The organism is Bacillus sp. CFBP9009, assembly GCF_036541465.1.
Lineage (GTDB): Bacteria > Bacillota > Bacilli > Bacillales > DSM-1321 > Peribacillus.
The window spans coordinates 90,997-107,703 of sequence record NZ_JAZHFU010000014.1; the positions used below are offsets into that span (position 1 = coordinate 90,997).

Consider the following 16,707-nt stretch of genomic DNA (forward strand, 5'->3'; position numbering starts at 1 on the left):
GTTCTCTCCTTTATCGAGTTCCTTATATGAAACAAAGACTCCCCAAAATCCAAGGATTAATAAGGGAGTCTGAAATGATACATGAACGTTACAGTTCAGATTTCACTTGAGCGGAAACGCTTTTTTTCGTTAAATATTTTATGTCTTTAAAACCAACAAAATTCTTGGATTCCTCATCCCATAAACGGAAACGGAGTGAGCGCAAGCTTGTCGCAAGAGTAATCGTTGGAACGTTCTCTAAAGGCTGCGTATTATTGTGCGCCATTTCCAATTTATAGTTAGGTACCCTTGGACTTAAATGGTGAACATGATGGTAACCGATATTACCAGTAAGGAACTGCATCAGTTTTGGAAGCTTATAAAAAGAACTTCCCTCCACTGCTGCTAATACATATTCCCACTCCTCATTTTCTTCAAAATAAGAGTCCTCAAATGTGTGCTGGACGTAAAACAGCCAAATGCCCACTGAACCAGAAATCATGAAAATGGAACCTTGTACCAGAAGGAACGACTGCCAGCCTACTGCCAGGCAAAGCAATGTTGCTAATACGACGATTAATGCATTCGTCAAATACGTATTCATTTTCTCCTTCTTTCTAGCACCTTTACGGTTAAATCTATTTTTAAGAAGGAATACATAAATTGGACCTAAACCAAACATAACCAATGGATTGCGATAAAAACGATAGGCAAAACGAATTTTAAGCGGTGCAGCCAAATATTCATCTACCGTAAGGGTCCAAATATCTCCTGTACCCCGCTTATCCAAATTACCGCTTGTTGCGTGATGCACAGAATGCTCATGCCCCCACTGATCAAACGGGAATAAAGTCAAAACACCCATGATCGTACCGACTGCTCTATTCGCACGGCGGCTTTTGAAAAATGAATGATGCGTACAATCATGGAAAATAATGAATATTCTTGTCAAGAAGCCAGCAGCAATCACGGCTGGAATTAAAGTTAACCAATAAGAAACGGAAAGACTTATATATGCCAGGTACCATAAAATAATAAATGGCCCCAAGGTATTGATGATCTGCCATATACTTTGCTTTGTCGTTGATTGTTCAAAAGGAGCAATTTGTTTTCTCAAGTTTTTCGTATTTTGCAAGGTCATTATTTAATTGCACTTCCTTTTATTTGTCGTTATTACATAGTATAAAGAAATCAACCTGAAATTATTAGTACCAGGTGTCATGACTAGAAGATGACAAATGTCATGTACAAGTCATTTTCAGCTGCAAACGTAAAAAAGGTCAACCAGTAAAAACCGGTTAACCTGTTCACATGTATAGGATTTCATTATCTTCAAAATGACAGGTAGCCTCACTTTAAGAACAGGACTGTCAATTTTTCAATGTCAGGCTAACAGTTCCAGCAGTAAGCAATTGAAATCCAGTTACTCTCCTTTTAAAAACAAATAAAGACCATAATCCGTCGTAGTAGAAGCATAACCCATTTGGCGTAACATGGCTGTGATATTGCCACGGTGATACGTTCCATGATTCACGACATGGGGTTTAGTCCTTCAGCGATATAATTCGACCTACCTTAGTGTGGTTGTTGCTACAACAGCCGAATCGTAAATCCTTTTTAGATCCCTATTTTCTTCTATATAGGGCCTTTCCACAATGTACCTCTATTTTAAAGCTATTCTCCATAGTAAACTAGTAAAGTTAAATTTTACAAAGGGGAATAAAACAATTGTGAAAAAATTCTTTGGATGTTTTATTATGTTAAGCCTTCTTTGTATATGTCTCTTTCCAACCAGTGGTCATTCATCAAGTAAAACCCAATACATAGGTTCTGTTAAAGTGGACAATACAAAAGTTTTTAGTTCTCCTAAATTAGGTTCTACTCTATTAAAGACCTTAAAAAAGGGCGATGCGTATCCCATCATTTCTTCTTCCGTTGGGGATTCCGCGGGGCCTATTATTCATAAAGTAAAGACTGGAAACACATTATGGAAAATAGCAAATCAATATGGTGTTACAGTAAGTGCGCTACAAAAAGAAAATAAATTAACTTCTTCCGAAATAACTCTCGGCCAAAAACTGAAGATTCCCCAAAAGTATAAGATCCATAAGGTTGTATCAGGAGATACATTGTGGAAGATTTCTACTAAATACAAGGTAACCACAAGTGATTTGACGAAATTAAATAACTTACATACCGTTACCCTTAAAGTTGGCCAAAAATTGAAGGTTCCGGATTATTACTACCAGGTTCAATTGCTTGGCGGAAAAAAGGGCTGGATAAAGAAATCCCAGCTTCAAAAAAAGGCACAAAACCGTATCGTCATGGGCTGGAAGCATAATGGATCGAAAGAAAACTATACGCAGCAAATTAAACACCCCAATTTGAATGTAGTATCTCCCCGTTCTTATACTCTGACGGATACCGGTAATTACGTTTCCGTTTCTGTAGATACAAAATACATCCAAGCTGCCCATAAACAAGGAAAACAAGTTTGGCAGCTTATCGGGAATAAATTTGACCCTGTTTTAACTGGTTCTGTACTAGGCAGTACAAAAAAACGCCAGAAATTAGTTTCAGCTTTACGCGATTCACTTGTTAAAACGAAAAGTGATGGAATAAATGTAGATTTCGAAAACATCGACCCAAAAAATAAGAAGGACTTTGTACTTTTCATAGGCGAACTAAAAAAGGCACTAAAACCTCATGGAATTAAAGTGTCTGTGGATGTCACCCGAGAAAATGACGACCCTTATTGGTCAAAAAGCCTAGATAGGAAAGCACTTGGCAAAATAGCGGACTATATAATCATAATGGGTTATGACGAGCATTGGGGAGGGAGCCCAGTAGCCGGGTCCGTTTCCTCGTTACCTTGGATCAAAGAAGGAACCAAGCTTTTAATGAAAGAAGTACCTGCTCATAAGATCATATTGGCTGTACCATTTTATACGAGAGAATGGGTAACCGATTTGTCGACAAAAAAAGTGAAAAGTCATGACCGTACCATGGCTGAGGTCAACAAAATCATTTCAACTCAAAAACTTAAAAAGGTATGGGATAAAAAGACTCAACAAAATTACGTGGTGTATACTTCCAAAGGGAAGAAGCATCAAATTTGGATAGAAGATAAAAAATCGATGAAGCTCCGTATTGACCTGGTTATACAAAATCATCTAGGCGGTGCAGCTGCTTGGTACATTGGATCAGAAACCCCTGACATTTGGGATGTCTATCATTTTAATCAATAGGTAAATGCATAAAGGGAAAAGGCCTCACATTGTGTGCGGCCTTTTCTGCATGACATCATTTTCAGTCGGTCTAGTCGTTTTAAGAGAATAGACCACCCCAATAAATATCAAGGAAATACCCAGAATTTGAATACCGTCCGGTTGAAATCCTGAAAGCAGAATATCCAAAAGGATGGCAACTGCCGGATCGACAAAAATCATGAAAGATACTACATTTGTAGGCAAATGGCGAATACTATTAAAAAACAGCAAATACACGACGCCTGTATGGATGATGCCGGTAAGCACCGTATAAAACCATTCGGAAGATTTTAAAGTTGTATATACGGAATAATCGACAAAAGGAATCAGTAATAGAAATCCAATGAACATTTGCAGAAATGTGGTCGCATATACACTGGTCTTTGTAATGCTCTTTCCTAAAAGCATGGTTGCCGCATAGAAAAAGGCAGCAATGATTCCATACATGATCCCTTCCCATTCAGGAGACGATGATCGAAATCCATCTGTTCCCATAATGAGTAATGTGCCAATGAAGCAAAGGGAAATGGCCAAGATGGAGAATAAATTCATTTTCTCCCTAAAGATGAAGCTCCCTATAATGAGTACAATGATCGGCGCTAAATGATAAAGCGAAATGGCGATTGTCACCGATATCAGCTCAAAAGATTTAAAGAGGAATATCCAGTTTAACAAGTTGGCCACTGCGCAGAAGATGATGAGCATTACCTCTCTACCATTCCATATTTCGTTCTTGAAATGTCCGGTAATCATCCAGGCTGCACATAAGAACACGGCAGCACAAATACAGCGAACAAAAACCAATTCCAATGCAGGAAGTCCTGATAGTTCCGAAAAAAAACCGACAGAACCGAAGATTGTCATGGCTAGAGACAGTTGAAGAAGTGCTATTTTATTCATTTAATTTCCCCTCATTAAATTTCCATTTTTTACATTCACACTATCATTTCTCGGGCATGCCGTCACGAGTAATGATATTCGCCCACATTTGATCCGGAATACTTAATTTACACCTGCTATCGCGCGGCAAGGCTGTCAGGATCTCATCTTCCCTGTCTTCCTTTATTTTGGCGGCCCAGTCCGGTTCCATCAGTAATTCCCTTCCTAATGCAAAAAGCGGTATATTTTTCTCAAGCACAGCATTTGCTTCCTCTGGAGTATGAATCGATCCAAGTGATATGAAACTGGTCCTGCCAGCGATGATATCGCGGAAAATTTCGGTCCTTGTCAATCCCCTGTTCAATCCGCTTCTAGGCATGGACCAGACGGGTTTTTTAACAGAAAGATGTAAATAGGAAAGCCCCTGAGTTGCCAATTTATCTACCCATGCAGATGTATCATCCATTTTCAATCCGCCTTCTTCCGGTTCTTCGGGGGAGAAGCGATACCCAATAACGAATTCCTTGTCTGCGTATAGATCACGGATCCGCTTCACTTCCGCGATGACGGCAAGTGGAAAATGCATTCTATTCTCCAAACTCCCTCCCCAATGATCTCTCCGTCTGTTAGAGTGGGGTGAGAAAAACTGCTGAAGGAGATATCCATTCGCTCCATGGATTTCCACACCGTCGAATCCTGAACGAATGGCATGGCGGGTGGCTCTTCCAAAGTCTTGAATAGTGGATAGAATCTCAGTGTGGCTCATTGACCTTGGAATGTACTCTTCGCCCATTCCTTTATAAACGCTTGCAATGATCCCACTCGGACTAACCATTTGTTCTCCGTCTGTACAGCTTGGAAGGCTCTCGCTTCCGCCATGATGAAGCTGGAGAATGGCTTTTGCACCTTTGGATTTAATGGTTTTTGCAAGCTCTGTGAGTCCAGCGATGCTTTGTTCATCATATACTTTCATTTGCCGGGGAAAGCTTGTCGCAACAGGGGAAATGGCGGCAGCGGCAGTAATGAACATGGCAGGTCCATCTGCCCTTCTATTATAGTAGGCTAATTCCTCGTCAGAAACCAAGCCATCCTCTTGAGCTGAATAAGTGGTCATTGGCGCAACTACAATCCTGTTTTTAAGAACCGTTCCATTAGAAAGCGTGTACGGTGAAAAAATTTGCTCGTATTTCCGTTTCATCATTTTCCATCACCCATTCGTATTTTATTTTTGTAATTTTATTGTATTCTCGACCAATCGATAAGTAAAATGAATGTTTTTCATTACTTAGATTAGAGTTTCTCATGTATAATTCATTAGTTAGAAGAAGGGTGTGGGGCATTTGAATTTTTTTCAACTGGAAGTCTTTTTACATGTTGTTGAACACGGAAGTTTTACGAAAGCGGGAGACCGGATCGGACTGACTCAATCAGGCGTGAGCCATAACATTACAGCACTTGAAACGGAACTTGGTGTGACTTTATTGAAGCGTGACCGAAAAGGTGTAACACTCACGACTGCGGGAGAACAAGTTATTCCACATATGCGGGCCATCGCTGCCAACCTTGCACATATCGAACAAAAGATTGCAGCTGTTAATGGAATGGAAATCGGTAAAATAACGATCGGCAGTTTTCCAAGCTTCACTGCCAGATTCATACCAAAGCTATTCTCTATCTTTAAAGAAAAATACCCTAATATCGATTTGCTGATTCATGAAGGTGGATATGAGGAAATCTTAACATGGATCGAAGAAGGAACAGTGGACATCGGCTTTGCAGCAAAACCAGTGAAGAATGTGGAATTCATACCTCTGCTAAATGATCCTTTATCAGCTGTCGTATACGAAGGCCATCCACTTTCAGGGAAAACCGTATTGAACCTAGAAGATTTCGTTGATCAACCATTCATCATGCTGCGATCTGGCTGCGAAACACTCATAGAAGATAGATTCCTGGAAGCCAAAATAAAACCAAACATTTCATACGACATAAAAGACAATCAAACCGTGCTCTCAATGGTAGCAGGAAAATTAGGCATCACGATTATGCCCGACCTGGCTTTACCGGAAAAACCCGAACGCATCAAAAGCCTGCCCTTGAACCCGGAACTTTCCCGGGAGATAGGATTGGTCATGAAATCATCTAAACACCTTTCACCCGTCGCCAAGGAATTTACAAAAGTCGTTCAAGGCCATTTCATCGGGTAATGAGCTGACATGATGAAGAAAAAACAAGAATCCCCTTTTCATGAAAAAGGGGATTCTTGTCGTGCCAATGATCATCCCAAGAATAGATCCAGCAGATTACTGCCTGAAGATGATTGCCTATTATAAAACTCCGAATAACCGCACTGCTTGCAATACACAACCGTAAATTGATTATTCTGGACATCGAACATTTTTGACAAGCCTGTTCCTGTCATGGCTACATCCTTCTTAGCAGCATCATTGCTTCCGCACTTCATACAACCCTTTTCGCTCATGATCCTTCATCTCCCAAATTTAATTTATTTACAGGGCTCCTCGATTATGAGACTCCATGATCCTTCCTGGCAAAACCAATATACCTTGTTCCTTGGAAGGTTAAAGTGCCGCTATCCCCTTCTGCAAGAATACCAAACTCCCTGCCTGAAAGACGGAATTCGAACCGATCTCCACTCTCAAATTCAAATATACTAAAATAGGTCGTAGAGGTACTTTGCGAGGAGACATTTTGATCGTTTGTGTGAACATTTCCCGTGACTTTTGTCCGTTTACTTTTCACCCTCCAAGAGAGGGGATTCCTCGTTTTTCTTCCATTGACTAAGCCCGCTGAATAATTGAACGATGATGACTATAAAAATGATAACAAACATAATTCCGATAAAGCCTGGAGCACCTGTGAATACCCAATCCCCGCTTCCGCCAAAACCGTCCATGAGAAACCTCCCCCTTTCCAGATGTTAAAATATACGGATAAAATGGAAAAAAGTTTCAGCCTACAATGAAAAATACATACACCTCATCCAATAACTAGCCTCTAATGAGATTACCTCTCCCAAGTTGTGCAAATTTGACGCTCACAATCGGGCTGTGAAAAAGATTTGTTGATATTATCCCCTTAAGGTAGGCAACTTAGAGAACGTTTAAATGAATTTGATAAACTGGCGAAAATGCAAAAATCAGTGGAGATAGTTAAGGGTGAATAACGCGAAACACATGAATTTCAGAAAATAATATAGTATAATAAAGGCAAGAAAAGAATAAAATAAAAAAAAGGCAAGGTGCTCTAACACCCTGCCCAAAACATCATAGCATTCCCTTCAAGGGGGAAAGCTTACTCAGGTGTTACAAAGCAAATAACCACCCTTTCTGCTTGCTGGCATGGGGTGGTTATTTTTTGTCGCTTTTATCTGTTATAACAAGAATTAACATCGAAAATGCTATGCACAAAGATAAAGCTTCATATACGCTCATGTAATCACCCCCTTTCTGTAAGGGGTAATACAAGAAGCTTCCACCCATGAAGCAGACTATGACATTTATACTATTATTATAGGGAAGATTCCCAAAGGAATCCACATTGATATTTTTTTACCCCCCGACATTAACTACTAATCCTTCAAACCATTATATAGCATTTGATGGGAAATACTCATTTTTAATAGATTGCACACCATCATCATTGCTTTTATAGTAAGTTCTTGCTGGAGACACTATAAGAATTTGTAATAACAATATTGCAATATTCACTCTTCATCTCCCAATCAATAAAAATAAATGCCGATAAATACCGGTGATCCTCAGCACCGTACAAACTTAGATTTACGGATAAAGTAATAAATGGTTTCAGAGCTTATAAAAAAATGGAAATTACTTTTCTATTTCCCCTTAGCCTTTTTAGTAGGCAAAGCATTATACACACTTATTGCAAAATAATAGAGTAAAATCATATGCAGAGCATCACTTATAGGAACGGGGGTATCATCAAGCTTAAAAATAGCAAATAATGCATATACCCCAACAAATATGATTCGATAATTGATGTAATGATAGCTGAAATCTTTAATGAAGATATTCTTTATCGCATCGCTTTCTTATTCACTTAAACAGCCAAAACCCTGAATCTGGGACACTGGTAAAAAAACATTAAATGACATCTGCATCATCCAATCGTATTTCTGCGACCCTTCCACCTGGAACACACCAGAATTCTAAAGTAATATTTCGTTTATGGTCAATGTATCCGATAATATCGGCTCCCTGTTCATAACTTTTATAATAATGATCTCCGTACTTCGAAAGAACGTCCGCTTTCTTACTTCCTAATTTAATACCTTTGCTTGTTTGAAGGGAGTTTTCAAATTGGGCGTCGTCCGTACTTGAAATGATCAACCGCATGATTTTCCCTTTATCCTCGTCTGTATTGATAGAGGCCGTTTTTAACCCGCCCTTCCAATAATAATAATCATAAGCATTATTATTATCCTGATCGATGGGTTCTCCATATTCCCTAATAAATTCTGGACTCGAAATGTTATCCAACACTTTAAATCCCCCGATAGATTCATCAGACAAATCTGTTGATTTTGTCAATTTTTCAGAGAATGCCGAGTACACATAGAGCCCTAATGCTGTTCCAATAATTATAAATACAATGACTAACTTTCGTTTATAATGCATTTTCCCCATCTTTAAATCTGCTCCATCTCTATCAGATTATTTCCACGAAGTCCGCAATTAAATAGTGTATTGTACATATGTACATGGAGCTACTGACTAGCAAACAGGTAGGAATTGATCCCCATTACGAACCCTCCGCCTATCCCGATCACTACGCCAGCAACTGTCCAGTGTGATATCATCATGCCCATTAGAAATAAAGAAAATCCTATAAGTCCAATTAATAGGACCTTATTTTTATTCATTTTCCACCCCTATACCCTACTGAATATCCTCATATTATCTTATACGGATAAATTTGGATAAAGGTTTCACTTTATGCCAGATTCAAAGTAGCAACTTTCCTGTTGCATAAGAAAAACCGAAATCAGCCACTGATTTCGGTTTTTCGCTCTATTTAATTAGTGATATCTTTTTTCTGGAAGAAGAAGAAAGTTAGCGCTAAAAAGATAAGATAATAGATGCCGAGTACACCCATTGAAAATCCAAGTGTAGCTCCATCGAACATTTCTATGGTTCCTGAAATATAGCCCCTTAAATCAAGATGGGGGAATAAGACGAATTTTAACCACTCGTATTTACCGATGAATGATTGAATGACCATATTTAATGTCGAAGAGGCAAATAGGATGAAAATGGATATACCTACTGCAAGTGCTTGGTTTTTAAATAATGTGCTTAACATGAAAGCGATGGTCGTGATGACTAGGAATCCTGGTATCCAGTAAACGATCATGTCTACGAAATAGTCGCCGACAACTACCGGACTGAATTCACCGAAAGATGCAGGATCTAGAATTTTGTCTGAATACGAGCCATTACCAAAGAATATGATTCCGATTAGATAACTGAATATAAGAAGGCTCGCAAGTAGTAACGCTGCAAATAACAGGGAAGTAATATATTTGGAAAGTAGGATCTTCCAACGTTTATAAGGCCTGATCAACAGTTGTTTAATGGTACCATCCGAAAACTCCGAGGAAACGAGCGAGCTGCAAACAATGACAACGAATAAAGTGACAAATGACGTTAATGATGTAGTCCATTCCGCCATATAGGTCCAATTCGTGTTTAAGTCAGGGTTTATATTATCAGCCAACAGTTGCTTGTTGTGATTAATCTCTTCCATGATCACGGCTTTTTCATCTTCACTGATTTCCTTAGCTTCCAAAGCCTTTTGCTGTTCTTGTATATCTGCCTTTAATTCTTGCTTCCAATCTTTACTCGTTTCTTCGGGACTTAGTTTATAATCGATGACTGCAGCCCCTAATGCTGCCAATAAAAGAAAAGCGATGAATATATAAGTTGATACTTTTGAAAAGATTTTCATCCATTCATTTTTTACTAAGGACATCATACAGACTCCCTCATTTCCTGCTCAGTGATTTCAAAGAATTTATCTTCTAGTGACTTTCTCGTAATGCCAATTTCATATACATCCAGTTGATTTCCATTGAGGCTCCTGTTTATATCGGCCGTTTGTTCTCGAGTGGCCGATACGGAGATTGTCTTCGCATCATATTTGAGAATCGTAATATCCGCAAACTGTTCTTGAAGGATTTTTTTAGCTAGCTTCCCATCACTGACAGTGAATGAAACTTCATTGATCGTTTCGGTTTTTTCATCAACAATATGTTCTTTCGTATGTATCAGTTTTCCCTTTTCGATAACCGCAAAACTATCACACATCAATTGCATTTCCGATAGTAAATGTGATGAAATCAATATCCCGACGCCTTCACTTGCCAGTACTTTCAAATAATCACGAAACTCGCGAATCCCTTGCGGATCCAATCCATTCGTCGGTTCATCAAAAATCAATAACGACGGTTTATGTAAAATGGCCTGTGCCACGCCAAGGCGCTGACGCATTCCTAATGAATATGTTTTAACCTTCTTATCGATGGCATGATCCAGTTTGACAAGCTTAATGACCTCTTCTATTCTCTCATTGGATATGTCATTGGATGACATTCGGGCATAATGCAGGATATTCTTTCTGCCTGTCATGTACTTATAAAACTCCGGGTTTTCAACAATGGCCCCCAATTGATTCATCGCACCTTCGAAATCATTATCGAGATCACTGTCATTGATCATGACATTACCGCCCGTACGATTGATGAGACCTGTGATCATACGGATGATCGTGGTCTTACCAGCTCCATTCGGACCAAGCAAACCAAATATTTCATTGCTTTTTATTTCAAAGCTAACATTGTCTACGATGGTTACTTTTCCAATTTTTTTAGTTAAGGATTGAACCTTAAGAACCGATTCAGACATATAATACCTTCCTTTTTCAATATTTTCCAAAATAACACAAATTCAACATTACCATATTATGCATATTATAACTATACTGATATTCTTCTATTTGGATATAAACACCCCTTGAATCAGCTGCAATCAATAGATTTGAATTTTATGGTTTCCCGTCCGTGAACTTATTGTGAAATAACATTAAGTCTTCCGTCGGCGTCAACTTCCCGCCCCCATAATTCCCATTATCATAAACTCTGCCATCACTTTTTTCCTTCGAAATAGCAACAACTCCTATATATCGTTACCATTTAATACGATTCCGCAAGAATAAAGTTTCAGGATTATTTTATCTAATAAGGAAAATTTTTCACAACTTAAACAATATATAGGTAAATCCGATAGAAATGGCCAGACCCAATGCAAAAAGAAGGATTTTTCTAATAATGGAAGGTAAAAGCTTATATATCATCATTAAAATTACATCGATGAAATTCGTTGGTATACCGATCTCTTTGATCTCTTTCTTTTTGCCAAAAATGGCGAACCACATTACAAAAAGACCGCATAAAATAAAAATGATGGAAAAAATCTTATATCCCATTGTATGTCACCCGTTTCCTCATAGGCTAAACGATATTGTTATTATTATCTTAACTTTCAAGTTTCAAAATGAATTCTTCAACCTCTTTGCCTCTTGCATGGGAATATCCTTTGTCTTCATCGAATCTTTCAAATCCGCATTTCTCCAGCACCCTGATGGAACCAAGATTATCCTTGGCTGCGCGGGCATAAAGAGGGCGGACTTTTATTTTCGGCAAAAAATGGAGAAGTGCACCTGTAGCGATTCCTTTCCCCCAATATTGCTTCCCGATCCAATAACTCACTTCCGGGTTACCAAACTGTTCAAACTTGAGAATGCTGCCCGCAACACATCCGTTGTGGATTATGGTCATTTTTTGAATATCCCGATTCGATAAGATGTTCTTCCAGTGTGTCAAAAAAGCCGCCTTGTCTGTTGGATCTTTAGATGTGAAAGCAGCCATATAGTTTGCGGCAGGATCCAATTGCTGCTCGAAAAAGATAGGAAGATCACTCTCATTGACCTCCCGCAGCCGGACTCCTTCGTCATTGATATGCAATCCCATAAACTCACCTTCCCCACCAAAATATAAGTTTCATTAAAACCAGAAAAACCGAAGACTCTGCCATCTTCGGCGCGGTTTCATTCCTTTATCATACTATACTTTCCTTCGAACGCTTATTGCTCAATATGTTTTATGACGTCAGACAAGCTCTTATCCACCATGGAACGGAGGCGTAAATGATGATTTTCAAAAGCTAAAGCTTCCGTCACGGGATTAGGAACGATCACACATTTTAAACCAGCAGTCAGGGCCGCTTGAAGCCCATTTAACGAATCTTCAAATGCTACGGCTTCTGTCGGCTGAATGGCCAGAACTTCAATTGCCTTTAAATACAAATCAGGCGCTGGTTTTACTTTTTCAACTTCATCCCCTGTGATAATAACTTCAAAATAGTGTAACAGTCCGAGTTCCCCCAAATGATGAGTGACCCACTCTTTTGTCGAGCTTGAAGCGAGGGCGATTTTATAACCATTTCTTTTTGCTTCTTCTAAATAATCCTTTACACCTTCACGTGCCTGTGATGTTTTCATTTTTATTTCATGGAGGCTTTTTGCTCTGGATTCAATTCTTCAATATTACACCTTTCCCCCAGCTGATCTTTAAAGTACTGATTAAGTTCAGTATTATCGGTTCCGATACATTTAACAAAATGTTCGAGGGGCAAATAAGATTCATAAAAAGCCATCGTTTCCTTATAAGCCTCATACCAAGCCGTTTCCGTGTCTAGAATTAAACCATCAAAGTCGAAAATAACTGCTTTAATCAAAATGATTTTTTCCTTCTAATTTATCCCTTAAAAACACATGGCTGAGCAGCATATGCTTCATAGCTATTTCTATTAACTTAAACGTACATGAATGAATACCCTTGTTCAACCAAACGGTTCCGGTCCGTTTCCATATGAAGCTATTTTTTTCCAAAATTCGTTAATTAATAAGGATATGGTAACCCGATCTCCGCCTCATTTCTTTTCTTTATGTTACATGTTTTAACAATTACTTAGTGCCTTCGCGGTGTTTTTCCTTAACTGCGCCTAAAAGGGTGATAGTTTAACGAATGGTTTAATGCAGGAAACAACGAGGAGGATAAACATGAAGAAAATATTATTAACGATCCTAACGGCTTCTGTATTCATTCTAGGAGTTTGCATGCCAACTAAAGGCGAAGCCGCTGCTTTGGATCGCACACTTTCATTTGGAATGAGTAATAGTGATGTTAAACAATTACAAGAATTATTACTGACAAAAGGGGTTTTTCCCTATCATGAAGCAACAGGTTACTACGGACCGATTACAAAGGAATCCGTAAAGAAGTTTCAGGAAAAATCAGGGCTGAAAGTCGATGGAATATCAGGAACACAAACGAATCAGAAAATACAGGTACTGAAAAGCGGGGATATGGGAAGACCTGTAGCTGAACTGCAAAGGCTATTGAAAGCCTGGGATGTTTACTCATCAACCGTCGATGGCATTTATGGAACAGGTACAAAACAAGCAGTCATGAACTTTCAAAAGCAAAAGGGATTATCCGCTGACGGTATAGCCGGTGCACGAACCTTCAGTAAATTAGAAGAAAGAGCCAGTTCAGCAAGCTCAGCCGTTAAAGAACTGACGGTAACAAGTACGGCTTATACAGCGAGCTGTGAGGGATGTTCAGGCACTACAAGAATGGGTGTCGATCTAGAAAAATATGATGATGCCAAACTGATTGCAGTCGATCCGAACGTAATTCCGCTAGGCTCCATCGTTGAAGTCGAAGGCTATGGACAAGCCATCGCTGCAGACACGGGCGGTGCGATCAAAGGAAACAGAATCGATGTCTTCATCGCAAAAGAAGCGGATGCTTTAACGTGGGGAAGAAAGCAAGTGAAGGTAAGAGTAATTAAATAATGCATGACATAAATATCGTTTTACTATAAAAATAGATACATAACCAAACCGAAAGAGCATGTATTGAATCCATTCATGCTCTTTCGTTCTGTTCAAACCATTTTGTACATGATAATATCATCAACGTATTCATTTTCACTCATCTTGAATTCCTTTATTTTACGGCCCTCTTCAATAAACCCCATCCTTTTATACAGTGATATTGCCCGATGATTTGTAGAAAAAACTCCCAAACTCACCTTTTCAATCAACGGATTAGCTTCTGCCCAATCCAATAACGCTTCAATAAGCTCTTTTCCAATTCCCATCCCTCTGAAATTTTTTCTAATCATCACCCCAAATGAGCCCTTGTGAGACATTCTCTTCCTATTTTCCGCTTGAAATACTATCCATCCAACCACTTCACCATTAATTTCGGCCACGATGATGGTTTCCCGTTCATTTTCCAATAACCTTCGTATCCAATCTCTTTGTTGTTCTGGTGTTTTATTGAACTCCTCTGATACCGTAATAAAATACTCTCCTTCGGAAATGACGGAATTCTGTACATCCAAAACGGCTTCCGCATCTTCCAATTCACCAGTCCGAATTCTATATACAAGCCTATTATTTTTTATATCTGACATTCCAATCCCCCTCAATGAACCACATTCGGATTGAAGTGAACAATAGTTCGGCCTTCGATGATTCTATGTTCGATTTTTTGAACGGTTTTGTATAATGGACTATCCGCATTCTTCAAATCGTACTTTTTATGGAAAAAATTATATAATGTGAGATCCCTTAACTTTAAGAATAGAGGAATCGTTTCATATTCTACAGGTGCAAGGATATTTTCCGTCTCATAGCCTTTTATGAATTCCCTCATGAACTTGGCAGCATATTCATCGAGCCCTTTTATTCCTTCACGTTCCAAGCTCCACATCAGATAGTACAGAGGTATCGCTAAATCGCTGGCAAACCAATGATAAGAACAATCATCAAAGTCAAAAACATGAATCTTCCCCTCATGAAAATGGAAATTGCCGTTATGTATATCAGAATGAATCAATCCAAAATTATCTTGATGAACTGGAAGGGCATTTAACTTCTTCGTGATTAATTCTTGTTGGCGCATCACTTGCTCCGGTACACCGGATTGATAGAGCTGGACATTCAATAATTCTTCTTCATGCCAATCCAGCCTTTTATATTCCGCTTCTGGCTTATAACTTTTAGTTTGTTTATGCATTTGGCCAATGGTTCTTCCCCATTCAAAAAATAAAGGTTCGTTGAAATTTTCATCGGTGACTTTCATTCTTACACCAGGAGCTTTTTCAAACAGGCAACAATAAAATTCCGTACCATCCGAGCCCTTTACAATTTCAACTAAGTTATTATCTTTCGAAAAGAGAACTTTAGGAATTTCACTACCATTATTCTGTAAATGCTCAATCCACTTTAACTCAGCAAGCACTTGAACTTTTGTACGATGTGATTGATGTGTCATTCTTAAGATGTATGGCGTTCCATCCCTGTAAACCTCAAATACGTAGTTCTCTGCATCTCCAAGTTTAACCGGATTCCCCGTATTCACTTGAAAAAAATCTCCAGCCAATTTCACCAATTCATTAGAAAAAATCCGCTCTACCGCTGCTTCCATGATTCTCACTCCCAATATTGATATTGCTAACTTATTAATAAAAACGATTTATACTATGCTTTATACGATACCAAGATGCCTTTTCCCTTTATTTGTATATTATTGTTTTTTATAAATTTAAAGGTAAAGCTTTTGCATATTAAGTTATTAGCGGCTCCTTCTACCTTTTCAAAAAAAAAAAACGCCCTATAGGGCGCGTCCAAAAATCAAGTTTCCTTATCTTCTTCATTCGCTATTTTATTGAACTTCAAGATAGTTTCTTCGATGATTGGATTATTGAATTCCTCTTGGATGGCTGATTGTACAAATTTATCTTCACCATTCATTTCATCCCAAGCATTAACTTTGTAATCTGGATCCCGACGATTTGATTTACCGTTTTGTTCCTCATTATTTGACAACTCTCTTCACCCCCTAAACATAGTGGAGTTCGAACCATTCATAAGCAGCAAAAGTATAACTTTTAATAATCTTCCTTGATTGAAGGTGAACCCGTTGATGTATGTTGATTAACCCAGTCGAGCGACACTTTTGAAACGGCATCCCACTCAGGTATTTGGGCTTTATGCTGTTCCACCCAGCTCATGCAATATTGCGGATCTATATTGCTTTCTTCGGATTTTGCCAAGAATGACTGAATTGTGGTTTCCGTACAATTTTCCCATGATCCACATGTATCCTGCCAAATATGTTCCATTTTCATTTGTATATTTTCGTTAGCCATTGGGTTTCCTCCTTAATTAAATGTTACTTATTGATATCTTAATTAAGTATGTCCAAGGCTAAATAAATCATTACAAAAATTTGGGTTTTTCAGCGAAAGAATGAATTTACAGTCGCAAAAATGATGAATAAACTGATTACGATAAACAAAATCCGCCAGAACCAATAACTGCTTATGAAAGGAAAATTATTGTCTTCTTCAATCTCCTTTACACCTTTATACAGCCAATTGTATTGAAACAAACCAAAATATAG

20 protein-coding genes and 2 pseudogenes are annotated in these 16,707 nt (G+C 38.5%); 3 read left to right on the forward strand and 19 right to left on the reverse strand.

Annotated features, from left to right (window positions below; all coding sequences use genetic code 11):
• Positions 1-88 precede the first annotated feature (88 nt).
• Positions 89-1,120 carry a Delta(5) desaturase DesA gene (desA, locus tag V3595_RS23045; protein ID WP_137020434.1) on the reverse strand — a complete coding sequence of 344 codons (1,032 nt, stop codon included), beginning with the start codon at positions 1,118-1,120 and terminating at the stop codon, positions 89-91.
• A gap of 282 nt (positions 1,121-1,402) precedes the next feature.
• Positions 1,403-1,522, reverse strand: a pseudogene (locus tag V3595_RS23050) (DinB family protein); the annotation flags it as partial.
• Between the two features lie 295 nt (positions 1,523-1,817).
• Here V3595_RS23050 and V3595_RS23055 point away from each other — a divergent pair.
• Positions 1,818-3,227, forward strand: coding sequence for a LysM peptidoglycan-binding domain-containing protein (locus tag V3595_RS23055; RefSeq protein ID WP_485909893.1), 1,410 nt, complete (start codon positions 1,818-1,820; stop codon positions 3,225-3,227).
• Between the two features lie 24 nt (positions 3,228-3,251).
• Here V3595_RS23055 and V3595_RS23060 read toward each other — a convergent pair whose 3' ends face one another.
• On the reverse strand, positions 3,252-4,148 hold the full coding sequence (locus tag V3595_RS23060; protein WP_485909895.1) for a DMT family transporter: 897 nt from the start codon (positions 4,146-4,148) through the stop codon (positions 3,252-3,254).
• 43 nt (positions 4,149-4,191) lie between these two features.
• Positions 4,192-5,325 carry an NADH-dependent flavin oxidoreductase gene (locus tag V3595_RS23065; protein WP_485909897.1) on the reverse strand — a complete coding sequence of 378 codons (1,134 nt, stop codon included), beginning with the start codon at positions 5,323-5,325 and terminating at the stop codon, positions 4,192-4,194.
• A 142-nt stretch (positions 5,326-5,467) separates the two neighbouring features.
• Between V3595_RS23065 and V3595_RS23070 the strand changes: the two genes are divergently transcribed.
• On the forward strand, positions 5,468-6,334 hold the full coding sequence (locus V3595_RS23070) for a LysR family transcriptional regulator (RefSeq protein WP_485909899.1): 867 nt from the start codon (positions 5,468-5,470) through the stop codon (positions 6,332-6,334).
• A gap of 71 nt (positions 6,335-6,405) precedes the next feature.
• Here V3595_RS23070 and V3595_RS23075 read toward each other — a convergent pair whose 3' ends face one another.
• From V3595_RS23075 to V3595_RS23125, 11 genes and pseudogenes are all read right to left on the reverse strand, one after another.
• Complete coding sequence (locus V3595_RS23075) at positions 6,406-6,609, reverse strand: zinc ribbon domain-containing protein (RefSeq protein WP_054399555.1); 204 nt, start codon at positions 6,607-6,609, stop codon at positions 6,406-6,408.
• Between the two features lie 44 nt (positions 6,610-6,653).
• Entirely contained in the window at positions 6,654-6,890 is a 237-nt protein-coding gene (locus tag V3595_RS23080; RefSeq protein WP_485909902.1) for a DUF2500 domain-containing protein, read from the reverse strand.
• On the reverse strand, positions 6,880-7,044 hold the full coding sequence (locus tag V3595_RS23085) for a hypothetical protein (RefSeq protein ID WP_485909904.1): 165 nt from the start codon (positions 7,042-7,044) through the stop codon (positions 6,880-6,882). Before V3595_RS23085 ends, V3595_RS23080 begins: the two co-directional genes overlap by 11 nt.
• Before the next feature lie 454 nt (positions 7,045-7,498).
• Positions 7,499-7,630: a putative holin-like toxin gene (locus V3595_RS23090; protein WP_485909955.1), complete on the reverse strand. Its 132-nt coding sequence runs from the start codon at positions 7,628-7,630 to the stop codon at positions 7,499-7,501.
• 624 nt (positions 7,631-8,254) lie between these two features.
• The gene (locus V3595_RS23095) at positions 8,255-8,797 is read right to left on the reverse strand and encodes a hypothetical protein (protein ID WP_485909906.1); all 543 of its coding nucleotides are present in this window, start codon (positions 8,795-8,797) and stop codon (positions 8,255-8,257) included.
• 80 nt (positions 8,798-8,877) lie between these two features.
• The gene (locus V3595_RS23100) at positions 8,878-9,033 is read right to left on the reverse strand and encodes a hypothetical protein (RefSeq protein WP_485909908.1); all 156 of its coding nucleotides are present in this window, start codon (positions 9,031-9,033) and stop codon (positions 8,878-8,880) included.
• A 152-nt stretch (positions 9,034-9,185) separates the two neighbouring features.
• Complete coding sequence (locus tag V3595_RS23105) at positions 9,186-10,142, reverse strand: ABC transporter permease (protein ID WP_485909910.1); 957 nt, start codon at positions 10,140-10,142, stop codon at positions 9,186-9,188.
• Positions 10,142-11,074: an ABC transporter ATP-binding protein gene (locus V3595_RS23110; protein ID WP_485909912.1), complete on the reverse strand. Its 933-nt coding sequence runs from the start codon at positions 11,072-11,074 to the stop codon at positions 10,142-10,144. Before V3595_RS23110 ends, V3595_RS23105 begins: the two co-directional genes overlap by 1 nt.
• A gap of 346 nt (positions 11,075-11,420) precedes the next feature.
• Positions 11,421-11,654, reverse strand: a complete 234-nt coding sequence (locus V3595_RS23115; RefSeq protein ID WP_413015766.1) for a hypothetical protein — start codon at positions 11,652-11,654, stop codon at positions 11,421-11,423.
• 49 nt (positions 11,655-11,703) lie between these two features.
• Positions 11,704-12,198 (reverse strand): GNAT family N-acetyltransferase, encoded by a 495-nt coding sequence (locus V3595_RS23120; protein WP_485909914.1) that lies wholly within the window; start codon positions 12,196-12,198, stop codon positions 11,704-11,706.
• Positions 12,199-12,311: 113 nt separating this feature from the next.
• Positions 12,312-12,961, reverse strand: a pseudogene (locus V3595_RS23125) (HAD family hydrolase).
• A 328-nt stretch (positions 12,962-13,289) separates the two neighbouring features.
• Between V3595_RS23125 and V3595_RS23130 the strand changes: the two are divergent.
• Complete coding sequence (locus V3595_RS23130; RefSeq protein WP_133352599.1) at positions 13,290-14,087, forward strand: peptidoglycan-binding protein; 798 nt, start codon at positions 13,290-13,292, stop codon at positions 14,085-14,087.
• Positions 14,088-14,179: 92 nt separating this feature from the next.
• Here the strand turns inward: V3595_RS23130 and V3595_RS23135 are convergent, their stop codons facing one another.
• The 4 genes from V3595_RS23135 to V3595_RS23150 all read right to left on the reverse strand — a co-directional run bounded on the left by V3595_RS23135 (position 14,180) and on the right by V3595_RS23150 (position 16,453).
• On the reverse strand, positions 14,180-14,713 hold the full coding sequence (locus V3595_RS23135) for a GNAT family N-acetyltransferase (RefSeq protein WP_485909917.1): 534 nt from the start codon (positions 14,711-14,713) through the stop codon (positions 14,180-14,182).
• Between the two features lie 11 nt (positions 14,714-14,724).
• Positions 14,725-15,729: a phosphotransferase enzyme family protein gene (locus tag V3595_RS23140; RefSeq protein WP_485909919.1), complete on the reverse strand. Its 1,005-nt coding sequence runs from the start codon at positions 15,727-15,729 to the stop codon at positions 14,725-14,727.
• Between the two features lie 206 nt (positions 15,730-15,935).
• Positions 15,936-16,130 carry a hypothetical protein gene (locus V3595_RS23145; RefSeq protein WP_485909921.1) on the reverse strand — a complete coding sequence of 65 codons (195 nt, stop codon included), beginning with the start codon at positions 16,128-16,130 and terminating at the stop codon, positions 15,936-15,938.
• Positions 16,131-16,192: 62 nt separating this feature from the next.
• On the reverse strand, positions 16,193-16,453 hold the full coding sequence (locus V3595_RS23150; RefSeq protein ID WP_485909923.1) for a hypothetical protein: 261 nt from the start codon (positions 16,451-16,453) through the stop codon (positions 16,193-16,195).
• Positions 16,454-16,707 lie beyond the last annotated feature (254 nt).